This window comes from Pseudoalteromonas sp. 0802 (genome assembly GCF_013350085.1).
Taxonomy (GTDB): Bacteria; Pseudomonadota; Gammaproteobacteria; order Enterobacterales; family Alteromonadaceae; genus Pseudoalteromonas.
The window spans coordinates 97,161-110,717 of sequence record NZ_JABVXE010000008.1 but is presented as its reverse complement, the minus strand read 5'-3'; the positions used below and the strand labels follow the sequence as shown (position 1 = coordinate 110,717).

Here is a 13,557-nt window from a genome sequence, read left to right as displayed (position 1 = left end):
AAACTCATTAATTAGTCTGAACACGTGACATATTGTCGCACCCTGTCACAGGTAAATAACTTAGCGCAACACCACTAAAGGAATACGGCTATCTTCAAGCATTTTTAAGGTCGTGCTGCCTAAAAAGAATTGTCGCCATTTAGAGTGACCAAATGCGCCCATCACCATTAAGTCAACGGCGTGGTCACTTTTATATCGCCACAGCGCTTGGTAAACATCGCCATCGAGCATGCGCGCTCTCACATTAAAGCCGTTTTCAGCCAACCTTGCTGAGGCAGTATCGAGTTTGTCTTGGCAGTGACCGTCTTGTTTATCAACCATCACCAAGTGGCAATCTAAGCCGGATAAAATCCCGCCCTTGATAATTTGTGTAATCGCTTTGTCGGTACTTTCGCTGCCATCATAAGCCAGCATAAAGTTTGTGGGCTCATGAAATTGCGGCGGCACAATAGCAACCGGGGTATGCACCTGACGGATCAGCGTTTCAATATGTGAGCCCAGTACTTTAAAATCATCGTAATGGCCTTTACCAGAGCGGCCAATAATCATCACACGGGCATTGTCTTCATGTTCAAGTAAGGCATCAACAAGACTCATTGAAAGCTGCTGTTGCTCAATCTCGCTTAGGCCTGCATGCTCGGCTTTTTTCATTGCTTCATCTAGCAATAATTGACCATGCTGCGACGCTACTTTGTTGCGCTCTTGTTCAAGTTTTGCCAATTGCTCTAACAATGAGGTTTGCGAACCTAAACCAATAATTGCGGTTAAATCATCACTGCCCTGTGGCAAAGGTGGCTCTAATGCATGCAGAAAATTAATTGGATGGCTGGAGCGCTTAGAAATCCAAATAGCCGCTTCTGTCACCGCATCGGTCATGCATGAACCGTCGATACAAGCAAATATCTTTTTCATTACACTCTCCTTCAAACCAATTTAATTCACCAAGTATAGTTGGCTTTTTCTCTGTATTTATTTTGAACAGCAAAGACTTAAGAAGTTCAGGTTATTTTCTTATAGCAAACAAATATAGAACGTTCCAAAAAGTACTGTATCAACCCCGTTAATTTGTATTACAATAGCGCTGGGCACACATCTCTACTCCAGAACAAAGTATTTGTTACTGGCATTTTCAATTATCAAAAATCTATTTTGTTTTTAAATTTATTTTAAAGGAATTACATGACTAACGTAGCCAACTCCCAAGGCAACGCAAGCACGTTTACCATTCTGATAGTATTGGCTTTAGGCACATTCATTTTAGGCCTATCAGAGTTTTCTATGATGCCAATGTTGCCCCTGATCAGCGAAACATTTTCGTCTACGCCAGCGCAAAGTGGTTATGCCATTAGTGCTTACGCGATAGGCGTAGTCGTCGGTGCGCCACTATTTATGATTACAACCGCCAACATGCGTAAGCGCAATGCCCTGTTGATGTTTGTCACTATGATGTTTTTATTCAATGGCTTAAGTGCTTTTGCAAACTCGCTTGAGCAACTTATTTTATTTCGCTTTTTAAGTGGTTTACCACACGGTGCCTACTTCGCCGCTGCTATTTTATTGGCAGCCGACATTGCCCCTGCCGATAAACGCGCAAGCTTTATGTCAAAAGTATTTATGGGTTTAACCATTGCCACTATTGTTGGTGTGCCCATGGTCACCTTAGTGGGGCAAAACTTTAGCTGGCGTTATTGTTTGGCAGGTACCGCTGTACTTGCATTAGTTGCCTTGGTATTGATTGTGAAATACGTACCTAACGTAAAAAATACCGCGCCAACATCGATTCTCGATGAGCTCAGTGTATTAAAGAACAAGCTCGTATGGACCATTCTGGGTATCATCATTATAGGTTTTGGTGGTGTATTTTGTGTTTACACTTACATTGCCGACACTATTTTAGAAGTCACCCATACCCCTGCTTACACTATCTCTATTGCTATGATCATGTTTGGTATTGGCTGTACTTTAGGTAACTATGTATTAGGTAAAGCCGCCGACCACTCACCGCTGAAAACCACAGGCGCAGCGCTAATTGGTGCTGTAGTATTTGCAGCCAGTTATGTAAGCGCAAGCCATAATATTTGGCTGTTATACGCGGTGATTTTCTTTATTGGTTTTAGTGTTGGTTTAGGTACCGTGATCCAATCGCTATTAATGGATGTATCACCACAAGGGCATGCCATGATTGGTGCACTGGTGCAGTGTGCGTTTAATACAGCTAATGCGATTGGCCCTTGGCTTGGCGGTATGGCTATTGCCGAAGGCGCACTCCCTAGTCAAACAGGCTATGTTTCGGCCGCACTATTCTTAGGTGGTTTTTTAATGTGGTCGTTAAGTGCGATGCAGATGAAAAAACAAAGCTGTAAGCCTTAAGCTGTCAGCTGTAAGTCTGATCGCTGAAGGCTGAAGGCAATCAGACTTACTCATCCTGAAATATCTCTTCGATACTCAGGTTAAATAAACGCGCGGCTTTAAATGCTAATGGCAAACTTGGGTCAAATTTACCTTTTTCAATCGCATTAATAGTTTGCCTAGACACATCCAAAAGCTCTGCGAGTTTCGCTTGGGTATAGTTGTGCTCAGCACGGAGCACTTTCAAGCGGTTTTTCATTCTTCGCCCTCGTCGTTTAACTGCTTATTCATCATTAAAAGACTCACTAAATAGGTTAAGCCCATAAAGAGCACGAGGTGCGATATATCTTCTTTAAAGCTAATTAAACCGCTTGATTGCACCACCGAGTAAGCTAAACCAAATACCAAGCTTGCACCCAAGGTAATGGCCATTGCATTAAGCTGCATACGCTGCTGCAGCTCATCCATTCCTTGTAGTTGTCGTTTGTTCGATAAAATCATCATGATGCCAACTACTACATTAATTAAGATTGCCACAACACTAAAAACAGCCTGCTCTTGCCATAAAAGATGCGGCCCAAATGAGGCAATTGCTAAAGTAATCACCCATGCAGATGTCCATTTAGCGAGGTTTAGCGTGTTCTGCTTATTACGTTTTTAAAGGTTAATCCTGTTTGATTCATTATTCTCACCTTAAAAGTAAAGTAAACTTGACTAAAGATTAACCTAGCAACACAAAAAGTCAAACAAACTTTACAAAAAGTTTTATATAGACGACAACAATATGATTTTTTAATGTCAGAAAAGGCAAGGCGCTTGCTGTTAATCTCATAATATTGTATTAATCAAAGTGTTCCGTAATACCAATTTGCTTAATTAAGTGAGCTATTTTGAGGCAATAAAACCTCGTTGATAACAAGGCAAAAATTTTGTTGTTTAGTTGCTCTAAATGAGAAATTTTTAACGCAGTTAGCGACAGGTTTAATCCCTCAAAATGATTAAGTATTATTGCAAGTTGGTATGATCTTATAAAAAATCGGTCCACTCGGACTGCGTTTCTAACAATAACAATGAAGATAACACTATGAATACGGCACTGTTTTTCGTTGGCGAATGGCAAGTTACCCCGGCCACCAACTCAATCCGACGCGGTGAACAAACAAAGCATCTTGAACCAAAGGCGATGGATGTATTACTGCTGCTATGCGAAAAACAAGGTGAGCTACTAACAAGTGAAGAAATTATCAGCCATTGCTGGCCAAATGTAGCGCTGGGTGACAACCCCCTACATAAAGTGATCACCCAATTACGTAAAGCCTTTGACGATAAAGCAAGTGATCCGCATTACATAGAAACCATTCGTAAACGTGGTTATCGGGTTATTGCCGAAATCAACTTTCCACTCAACGAAGAACAAAAAGCCAGCCAAACCAGTTGGCAAGGTGATTCGCCCTTTGTTGGCTTAAGTGCGTTTGCACCAGAGCAAGCCGATGTATTTTTTGGTCGTCACAAACAAATTGCCACTTTGCTACAGCGAGTGTCGGCTCAAATAGAATTTGGTCGCGCATTTTGCTTAATTTTGGGAGCCAGTGGTTCAGGTAAATCGTCATTAGTTAACGCAGGTGTATTGCCCGCTTTAATGTCGAGTAATGGCTACGATGGCATTAGAGTACACAGTTACTGCCAACTCGACTTTGCCGATGTCAGCAAAGAGCGCTTACTGCTTGATTTAGCCTCAACCTTGCTCGATTTAGAAATAAACGACGCACCTGTACTTAGCGATATAAGCGCCGATGCGTTGGCTGAATTGTTACTAACAGATCCAGAACAGGTTATTTCTCGCTGTAAAGCAGCACTTGCAGCGCTAAATAAAGAGCGCACTACGCCCTTTTTATTTTTATTTATCGACAGGCTCGAAGTGCTATTGTCATCGCCGCTATTTAGCGATGACGAGCGCAACCAGCTGTTAGCACTTATTGAGCGCTTAGCAACAAGTGGCTGCATGATCATTTTTAGTGCCTGTCGTAATGACTTTTACCCGCAAGTAGTGAGTCAACCAAGTTTAATGGCAGGTAAAGCAAATGGCGCACACTTTGATTTATTAGCGCCAACTCGCTCTGAGCTAAAGCAAATGATCCGTTTGCCAGCACTTGCAGCAGGCTTAAGTTGGCAACATCACCCAGAGCATCACACACCGCTTGATGAACAACTTTGTAACGATACTGCCAATAACCCAGATGCATTGCCAATGCTGCAATACACCTTGCAGCAGCTTTACTTGCAGCGCAGCCCAGACAACGAATTATTGTTTTCTGAATACCAAGCGCTTGGCACCATCGAAGGAGCCATCGGCCAAAAAGCCGAACAGGTATTTTGCCAATTACCCAAAGACCAACAAACTGAACTTGCCGCAGTCCTTTCTAAACTGATCACCTTAAACCCAGATGGCGAAACGCTCACCAGCCGTGCAGCACATTGGAGCGAATTAACCAGCCCTGCTGCGACCAAGCTTGTTCAGGCTATGGTCGATAGTCGCTTGTTTGTGTCGCACCTTAAAAATGAGCAAGCCTGCTTTAGCCTTGCCCACGAAGCGCTGCTGCGCCATTGGCAACGCGCCATAGATTGGGTGCAAGAACACCAACAAAGCTTAGCAATTCAAAGCCGTGTGCAACTAGCCACCGAGCGCTGGCTGCTTGAACATAAACACAGCGACTTTTTATTAGCGCAAGGCAAACCGCTGCAAGAAGCACAAAGCCTTGTGAGTAACCCTATGTTTAGCTTATCGAGTGACGAACAAGCGTTAATTAAAGCTTCTAACAACAAAGCCAAACGTAAAAAGCGCGTGTTACAAATAACGGCGGCTGCACTTGTGTGCTTAACCTTTATTGCCACATTTATGAGCGTGCGCAGCTATCACGCCGAACAAGTAGCAAAACAAAAACGCCAAGAAGCGGAGAGTTTATTGGGTTTTATGGTTGGTGAATTTGCCGATAAACTCAGAAGCGTTGAACGTATGGATTTACTGGATGGTATCAGCAATAAAGCCCTTGAGTATTTTACCAACCAAGACGAAGAAACAGCGTCGTTGTTTGACTTTAGCGATAAACAAGCCCAGTTTAATAACCGTTTTCAATACGCTCAAACCTTAGAGGCCATGGGCGAAGTCGCCTACTCTCGTGACAAAACCGACGAAGCCTTCACCGCCTTTGAAAATGCGCGAACGCGCCTAGAATCATTACTAAAAATTCAACCCAACAACCTAGATGTTTTAATGCTCGCAGGGGCCAATGCTTTTTGGCTTGGTAATTTAACTTATGAGCAAAGTAATTATTTAGCGACTGAGCCAATGTTCAAACGTTACTTGGCTTACAGTGAAAAGATGTATCAACTTGCCCCTAATGACTTTAATTCAATTATGGAGCTATCTTACTCACACAATTCACTTGGCTCGCTGTATTTAAAACAGTTTAATTACGCACTTGCAAAACAAAGTTTTACTGAATCTTTAAAACTTAAAAACCAAGCTCTTGAGCTTAAACCTAATAACAAAAATTTATTACGCGATAAGACAGATACTATCAGCTGGATTGCAACCACAGAAGAAAGGCTCGGTAATTTAAACGCAGCACTCGAAATGCTTGAGCAAGCCTCTCAACAGCTAGTCAACATGCTTAAAACGTCACCTAATGATGCAAGTTTGCAAAGTCATTTAGCAAACACTTATATGCAGCAAAGCTTTTTATTGAGCTACTTCCCAAACAAGAAAGCGGCATTTTTAAAAGCAGAAAAAGCAACCAATGCGATTAATCAAGCAAGAATACAAGATCCAAAAAATCAAAACTTTCAACGCACCTTTTATAGAACGCTTGCATACCAATTAATGCTGTTAGATAAAAATAAAACTAGTGAAAGGGTAAAAGATGTTTTGAGTTACATTGATAACCAAGGGTTTTCAAATACAACTTTAATAAACATTCAAATAGGTGTCATTCATTATTTAATAAATAGAAATCTTTTAAGTGAAGCCGAATCCCATTTATTAAAACTAGAAAGAAACTCAGATTTCATTGAGAGATTATCTGATACTAAAAAAATAGAAAACAACTCTATTCTAATAAAGATTAACTTAATTAAAGCAAAGCTTGCTGAAGACAAAATAGCAAAACAACAAGCATGCCAAGAAGCTATTAATGCAATTGAAGAAAACAACAATGGTAATAAAAGCATAAAAAGAACTTACCCACTTATTCAAGCTTACACCTGTTTAAATAAGGTAAGTGAGGTAAGCGCGGTTAAAAATAAACTAATAGAGTTAGGCATTACTAACTTTGAACTATAAAAAACAACTAGAAGGTAATAACAATGAGCGAAAGTCAAACTTACAATTTTACAGTGAACGTTACACTTAACACTGAAAATGAAGCTGTATTCACATACTTCCAAGACGGTCAGAAAGTTTCTGGTGGCGGTACTGTCAATGAAAGAAACAGCCTAGGTATTTATACACTTGATAACGCAACAGTTGAAGCGGGCTTTCAATTTACAGGTGCTAAATTTGCAAACCTTGAAGGTAATTGCGAGCAAGACTTTAGCTTTAAAGTCACTAACAATGGTCAAACAATTGAGATTGCCGATACAGATGATAATAGCGGTACTGCGTGTATGATTTTCATCGTAGAGTGCAATGGCACAAGCTATGAAAGTGCCGACCCGCAAGTAAAAAATGATAAAGAAGACTAAATACCTCTCGTGAAAAGCTCCTTATTAGGAGCTTTTTTACATTACAAAACAACAAATTAAAACCAGAAGATTACCAGAAGGTTAATTTGCACTTTTTTAAGTAACTTTATAGACACCAAAACCGTTTGCATCGGCAAAAAGGAAACGAACGTGTCTACTAACAAAAATGAACAACCAAGCACTGCAAAACCAGAAGCGAAAAACGCACTACCGCAGTCTATCAATTCAGAGCAACTTGCGCTGATTGCCCAAATGTTTCAGAACATTCCTGAGGGAGTGTTTATCATTAATGGCCAAGGCACGTTTGAATTTGCAAACCCGATGGCAGCACAGCTTTTAGGTGACAACCAAGAAGCGTTAATCGGGCAAAACATTTTACATTACCTACACGACACCGACCGTGATAAATACATGTATACCCTACTCAGTTGGTTAGACCATAAAGACTCGCCGATAAGTCTTGGGCCAAACGAAGTTAAAATAAACCGCGCCGATAGTAAAACCCTTGAGGCGGATTTATGTATATCGAGCCTGCCAAAAAACATTGCCGTTGCAGAAAATTTATTTATTTGTGTATTACACGATTTATCATCACACAAAGAGCAATATAATCGTTTAATTAAACAGGCTACCACTGACCATTTAACCGGCCTTGCAAATAGATTAACCCTTGAGGAATCATTAAAAGAGCATTGGCAAGAAAGCGTACAAACCAACCAAGCTATTAGCACTATATTAATCGACATTGATTACTTTAAATTATTCAACGACCGATTTGGTCATGTAAAAGGCGATAAATGCTTACAAAAAGTAGCCAGTATAATCGCAGAATCACTCCCTTCTCGAGATTGTTTAGCTGCGCGTTATGGTGGTGAAGAATTCGCCATTATATTACCCCGCTGCCAAAAAGACACGGCCGCCGCCATTGCTAAACATATTCAAATAAAAGTAAATAACATGCCATTTACTGATATAGGTTTACCAAGTGATTTTAGAATAAGTGTAAGCCAAGGAATTGCTTGCGAATTTAATAATCAATATCGTACTTCAGAGGCATTAATTTGTGCAGCAGATACTGCTTTATACCGAGCAAAAACAGAGGGCAGAAATAAAATAAGCATTAGCGCTTAACCAAGTTAATATAATGTAAACACAGTGAGCTAAACAGCTTGTTTAGATAATCATATAGTATACTTTTATGTTATTTGTTTGTTCCTTTTTTATTGATAGACTGCGAAGCGAAATCAACGTCAGAAGGGATCAACAATGACATTTTTTAAAAAAGTACCTTTGCAACTCGCAATTGCAAGTACACTCGCTACATCAGTGACTGCAATCGCTGCTGAGCAAACAACTGACAACACCGCTCAAGATGTTGAAGTTATTTCTGTTACTGGTACTCGCCGAAGCCTTCGTAGTATTTCTGAAAGTACCGTGCCTGTCGATTTATTAACAAGCCGCGATTTATCAAGCACAGGTCAGCTTGATATGAGCCAAGTATTAGCATCACAGTTACCAAGCTTTAACTATCCAAGTGCCACCATTGCTGATGGTACTGACCACGCAAAACCAGCTGTTTTACGTGGCCTTGCTCCTGATCACACATTAGTGCTGATTAATGGTAAACGCCGCCATGCCGGTGCATTATTAAACTTAAATGGTACGGTTGGCCGTGGTTCAACGGCCGTAGATTTAAATAATATTCCGACTTCTGCGATTAAACGTGTTGAAATTCTGCGTGATGGCGCTGCAGCTCAATACGGTTCTGACGCGATTGCCGGTGTGATCAATATTGTATTAAAAGATGCCGATGAAGGCGGTAGCGTGAGCTTCACATACGGTGAATACGACACACAAATGGCAGGCTCTCCTCAGCTACTAAACACCACAACGGATAGCGAAGGCAACTTAAGCTTTGAAACTGGCAGCGACCGTGAAGTAAACGACGGCATTACGCGCACAGCAAGTGCTAATGCAGGCTTTGCACTAGGCGATAATGGCTTTATTAACGTGTCGATTGAGTCTCGTAATAACGAGCCAACAAACCGCTCTGGCTTTGATACACGTGAGCAATATAGCCGTGATGAGAATGGCGATTTAGATTCGCGTGAGTTTGACTTTGACCGCTATAACCACCGCTTTGGTAAAGCCGATATCGAAGACTTCGCACTTTTTTATAACCTAGGTTATGAGTTTGAAAACTCGCTATCGCTTTACTCATTTGCTAGTTACTCAAACCGTAAAGGTAACTCAGGTGGTTTTTATCGTCGCGCCAACGATTCTCGTAACTTAACTGAAGTGTATCCTGACGGTTTCTTACCACAAATTGATACCGATGTTGATGACTACTCATTTGCGATTGGCTTAAATGGCGAAACCAATAATTGGGCTTGGGATGTAAGCACCAATTATGGTCGCAACGATTTTGGTATTGGCGTAAGCAACAGCTTAAATACCTCGATGGGTGTTAGCAGCCCAACAGAATTTGATGATGGCTCGCTTGTTTATGAACAATACCTAGTGAATATGGATGCTAGCAACACACTAGATTTAGGTTTACCTGATGATGTGTTTGTTACGATTGGTGCTGAGTATCGTCACGAAAACTACCAAATTAAAGCAGGTGAAACAGCCTCTTACCTCACTGTATTAGATGGCGATGGTAACCCTGTTGCTGCCGGTGGCGCGCAAGTGTTACCTGGTTTCTCGCCAGAAAGTGCAACCGATAAAAGCCGTCATAACATTGCGGTGTTTGCAGAGTTTGATACTTACCTAACGACAGATTGGAACCTTGTTTTAGCAGGTCGTTTTGAAGATTACAGTGATTTTGGTAGTACTTTTACCTCTAAACTTGCTTCGCGCTACAGCATTAACGAGTCGCTGTCGCTACGTGGTGCAATTAGCACAGGTTTTAGAGCGCCTTCACTGGCCCAAACATCTTATAAATCAGTAAGCACTGTTTTTGAAAATGGTGTGCCAAATGAAGTGGGCTTATTCCCTGTTGATGAGCCAGCAGCGCAAGCACTGGGAGCTCGTGATTTAGACGCTGAAGAGTCAGTTAATATGACGGCGGGCTTCATCTTTACGCAAGGCGGCTTTAGCTTAACCCTAGATGCGTATCGCATTGAAATTGACGACCGTATCGTATTGTCTGAAAACTTAAGCGGCCCTGAAGTTGAAGCGATTTTAGCCGAAGCAGGCGAAGTAAATACGCAGCGCGTTCGTTACTTTACTAATGCCATTGATTCACGTACGCAAGGTGTTGATATTGTTGCGACCTACTCACTAGGCTTAGAAAACTATGGTGATTTACGCTTAAGTGCAGCGGTTAACTTTAACGACACTGAAGTAACACACGTTAAAGAAAATCCACCTGAATTAGAGGCGCTTGGCGATAGCTACGAGTATTTCTCTCGTCGCGAAATCACACGCTTTGAAAAAGGTACTCCAGCCGATAAATGGAACCTATCTGCAACATGGGATTATGAAAACTTCCAAACTACATTACGAGCAACTCGTTATGGTGAAGTAGTTGATACTGCAAGCAGTGAAGATGGTGATGAAGTACTTGATGCTAAATGGATTGCTGACTTAGAAGTGGCTTACCGCCCTGATGAGCAGTGGAAGTTTGCACTAGGCGCCAATAACCTATTCGATCAGTACCCTCAAGATACTGTAAGTAATATTGGTTACAGCGATTTCAACCAAATTTTCCCTTATAGTGGCTTTGCGCCATACAGCTTAGATGGCCGTTTTATTTACGGTAACATCACTTATAGCTTCTAAAAAAATAGGGCGTGAAAGCAGTAATTGCTAACACGCCCTAACCTACAATGATGAGTGAATAAATTAACTAATTTGAATAGTGTGATACGCCAATAAAGTGCCATCACTATTTTGTGCTGTGTTTAAAATAAACTGCTCATAATCACTACCAAACACGTTATCGATGCTAGCAAGAGTTGTATCTTGTTCACCGCGTGATTTGTAATCGCTGTGAGTGGTACAAATTTCTTTTGCAAACGCATCAGTAAAACAGAACTGGCTAATTACATAGTCGTTATTGTTGTTTGCTACTTTAAAGTGAATATGAATAGTACGGCCAGCATACCAACCTGGGAAATGCGTTTTAAAGTTCACACGACCACTGCTATCTGTGATCAATGAACCACGGTACCAAGTACTTGCCTCAGCTTCGGCATCGCCATCAGTACAGAAATCACCGGCAAAACGTGAGCTATCAGAACTACTGCTAGTATCGCCCGAGTAAATACCGCTGGTATCACAGTGCCAAACCGAGATTTCGTAATTTGCTAATGGGTTACAGTCGCTATCAATTAACTGTAAGCACAACATCATAGGTAAACCGGTTAAGCCATCCGAAATATCTTCGTCTGAATCAGCTTGGAAGTAACATGGGCCTTCGGTTGTTGCTTGAGTCAGAGCTAACACACATGCGGTTGATGTTTCAAAAATACTGTCATCAGGAAAGTCATCAGTAATAAGCGCTGTTGTGCCCGATACATAATCACTGTCGTTCGTGGTTGTTGTATCGTCTGTTTCTGTGCCTGTTGAAGTGTCTGTATCTGATGTTGTATCTGTTGACGATACTGTATCTGAGTTACAGCCTAAAAACGCCAACATAGGCACAGCAGCAACTGAAACACCTAATGTTTTAAGCATTTTTCTACGAGTATAAAGTTCAGGTTTTAAAGTCATCTTGTGCCCCTTCGCTAACATGAGTAATTAGCATCGAGTATAAAGAACAAATGTAGAGACTTTGTGTAGAAAAAGTGGTGCTTTTATAGAGTGACTAGGATGCGCATGCCAAAAAATAGACATTTATAGTATATTCATTTCTGGCTGTTACATTTTACTATTACATCTATGAAGTTAATTCACAAACTCTTAATTACCAATCTTATTATTACGTTATTGCTGGTATTGACCATGTTTGGTCTAAATGCAATTTCCAATAAGCGTATGCTCAATAATGTATTTGAAGATATAGATAACGAAGCATTTAACCGTATAGCCACTGAAATTAGCCTGCAGTATCAGCAAACGGGTTCGATTGGGATGTTTATCGATTCTAAAGCCCTGTGGTATGAATTAATTAACCGTAATTTTCATTCAAGCCGTTTATTGTTTTCGCCCAATAGCCCCAAACCAGGAGAGCCTGGCCCTTTTCCATTAAATGGCCCTCCTGAAAAGCATATGCAAAATGAGGCGATGCCACCCCCCGATGACTTTGCGATGCCACCATCGTTCGATCAGCCACCTGAATTTGACCCATCAACTGAGTTTAACGAGCTTGCAAACTTTGCTGACATGCGTGAGCCACCGTCTCGCAATAAACCCATGGCTGATGACTTTATACCCTTTGAAAAACGCCTAAGTTTACTTGATGCAAAAGGCGAAATACTGATTGCTGGCAATACCGAAACTGAGGTCGTGAACGAGCAACAAATCACCCATAATGGCGAGGTTGTTGCGGTGCTTCAGCTGCATGCTAACCGCAGTCATGTTAGCGCACTTACTCAGCATTACCTTAATACCCAAATTAATATCAGTTTGTGGACAGCAGGGATTGGTTTATTAATTGCGTTATTGTTTAGTTACTTACTCGCACGTCATTTTACTAACCCTATTTCGCAGCTGAAAAAAGGCGCAAAAGCCCTTGCTGAACGCGAGTTTGAGACCCAAATAACTGTCAACAGCAGTGATGAATTTGCGACCTTAGCGGATGATTTTAATCGTATTGCCACAGAGCTCAGACGCTTTGAATCGCTGCAAAGCCAATGGATCATGGATATTTCTCATGAGCTGCGCACGCCTTTAACTATTTTAGAGGGTGAACTAGAGGCTATTAACGATGGCATTATCGAACCAAACCAAAAAGCAATAAGCTCACTTCAAGAAGAAGTGGCGCTGTTAAGCCGACTTGTGAACGACTTACATAAAGTCAGCTCACTCGACAGACACAGCTTTAACTATCACATGGAAGCCATTGATTTTAATGCCTTAGTGGCCCTACAAGCGCATAAGTATGCGTTTAAATTTCAATCCAAAAACATCACGCTTAATGCCACCTTACCAGAGCAAACGGTAATGGTTTTGGCTGACCAAAATCGTATTACACAAGTTCTACAAAACATTTTAGAAAATAATTTACGCTACACCGATAAACAGCAAAAAGTCTGGTTAGATTTAACCGTGTCTAACCATCATGTATTTTTGTCGATAGAAGATTCAGGCCCTGGTGTTCCTGATGAAGCCCTTGAAAAACTATTTGATCGTTTATATCGCACCGATAGTTCTCGTAACAGAAAAACCGGCGGTTTTGGCTTAGGCTTGGCAATTTGCCAAACAATTGTTGAAGCCCACCTGGGAAAAATAAATGCAACTAAAAGCCGTTTAGGCGGCCTGTGTATAACGTTAAAACTCCCGCTTGCAGAGGCGCACTAA

The 13,557-nt window shown here is 41.2% G+C and carries 10 protein-coding genes; 6 read left to right on the top strand and 4 right to left on the bottom strand.

Annotated elements, in window-relative coordinates:
* Positions 1 to 60 precede the first annotated feature (60 nt).
* On the bottom strand, positions 61 to 912 hold the full coding sequence (locus HUS61_RS13790; protein WP_175082745.1) for a universal stress protein: 852 nt from the start codon (positions 910 to 912) through the stop codon (positions 61 to 63).
* A 267-nt stretch (positions 913 to 1,179) separates the two neighbouring features.
* On the opposite strand from HUS61_RS13790, the gene HUS61_RS13785 reads away from it, so the two are divergent.
* On the top strand, positions 1,180 to 2,370 hold the full coding sequence (locus tag HUS61_RS13785) for an MFS transporter (RefSeq protein ID WP_105181137.1): 1,191 nt from the start codon (positions 1,180 to 1,182) through the stop codon (positions 2,368 to 2,370).
* Positions 2,371 to 2,416: 46 nt separating this feature from the next.
* Here HUS61_RS13785 and HUS61_RS13780 read toward each other — a convergent pair whose 3' ends face one another.
* Entirely contained in the window at positions 2,417 to 2,608 is a 192-nt protein-coding gene (locus tag HUS61_RS13780; protein WP_054551820.1) for a helix-turn-helix transcriptional regulator, read from the bottom strand.
* Positions 2,605 to 2,955 (bottom strand): hypothetical protein, encoded by a 351-nt coding sequence (locus HUS61_RS13775; protein ID WP_181447765.1) that lies wholly within the window; start codon positions 2,953 to 2,955, stop codon positions 2,605 to 2,607. The genes HUS61_RS13780 and HUS61_RS13775 overlap by 4 nt, the downstream gene beginning before the upstream one ends.
* Before the next feature lie 478 nt (positions 2,956 to 3,433).
* Here HUS61_RS13775 and HUS61_RS13770 point away from each other — a divergent pair, with 478 nt between their 5' ends.
* The 4 genes from HUS61_RS13770 (at position 3,434) to HUS61_RS13755 (ending at position 10,875) form a co-directional block, all read left to right on the top strand.
* Positions 3,434 to 6,688, top strand: coding sequence for a winged helix-turn-helix domain-containing protein (locus HUS61_RS13770; protein WP_175082744.1), 3,255 nt, complete (start codon positions 3,434 to 3,436; stop codon positions 6,686 to 6,688).
* A 23-nt stretch (positions 6,689 to 6,711) separates the two neighbouring features.
* On the top strand, positions 6,712 to 7,089 hold the full coding sequence (locus HUS61_RS13765; RefSeq protein ID WP_175082743.1) for a DP-EP family protein: 378 nt from the start codon (positions 6,712 to 6,714) through the stop codon (positions 7,087 to 7,089).
* A gap of 150 nt (positions 7,090 to 7,239) precedes the next feature.
* On the top strand, positions 7,240 to 8,220 hold the full coding sequence (locus HUS61_RS13760) for a sensor domain-containing diguanylate cyclase (protein ID WP_082423014.1): 981 nt from the start codon (positions 7,240 to 7,242) through the stop codon (positions 8,218 to 8,220).
* A 135-nt stretch (positions 8,221 to 8,355) separates the two neighbouring features.
* A complete protein-coding gene (locus HUS61_RS13755) occupies positions 8,356 to 10,875 on the top strand; it encodes a TonB-dependent siderophore receptor (RefSeq protein WP_175082742.1) in 2,520 nt (839 codons plus the stop codon).
* Between the two features lie 63 nt (positions 10,876 to 10,938).
* On the opposite strand, the gene HUS61_RS13750 is transcribed toward HUS61_RS13755, so the two are convergent.
* Positions 10,939 to 11,808: an intradiol ring-cleavage dioxygenase gene (locus tag HUS61_RS13750; RefSeq protein WP_175082741.1), complete on the bottom strand. Its 870-nt coding sequence runs from the start codon at positions 11,806 to 11,808 to the stop codon at positions 10,939 to 10,941.
* Positions 11,809 to 12,039: 231 nt separating this feature from the next.
* On the opposite strand from HUS61_RS13750, the gene HUS61_RS13745 reads away from it, so the two are divergent.
* A complete protein-coding gene (locus HUS61_RS13745) occupies positions 12,040 to 13,557 on the top strand; it encodes an ATP-binding protein (protein WP_175082740.1) in 1,518 nt (505 codons plus the stop codon).

Coding starts and splice junctions, on each gene's coding strand:
- HUS61_RS13790 (WP_175082745.1), bottom strand. CDS start 912: ATGAAAAAGATATTTGCTTGTATCGACGGTTCATGCATGACCGATGCG.
- HUS61_RS13785 (WP_105181137.1), top strand. CDS start 1,180: ATGACTAACGTAGCCAACTCCCAAGGCAACGCAAGCACGTTTACCATT.
- HUS61_RS13780 (WP_054551820.1), bottom strand. CDS start 2,608: ATGAAAAACCGCTTGAAAGTGCTCCGTGCTGAGCACAACTATACCCAA.
- HUS61_RS13770 (WP_175082744.1), top strand. CDS start 3,434: ATGAATACGGCACTGTTTTTCGTTGGCGAATGGCAAGTTACCCCGGCC.
- HUS61_RS13765 (WP_175082743.1), top strand. CDS start 6,712: ATGAGCGAAAGTCAAACTTACAATTTTACAGTGAACGTTACACTTAAC.
- HUS61_RS13755 (WP_175082742.1), top strand. CDS start 8,356: ATGACATTTTTTAAAAAAGTACCTTTGCAACTCGCAATTGCAAGTACA.
- HUS61_RS13750 (WP_175082741.1), bottom strand. CDS start 11,808: ATGACTTTAAAACCTGAACTTTATACTCGTAGAAAAATGCTTAAAACA.
- HUS61_RS13745 (WP_175082740.1), top strand. CDS start 12,040: ATGTTTGGTCTAAATGCAATTTCCAATAAGCGTATGCTCAATAATGTA.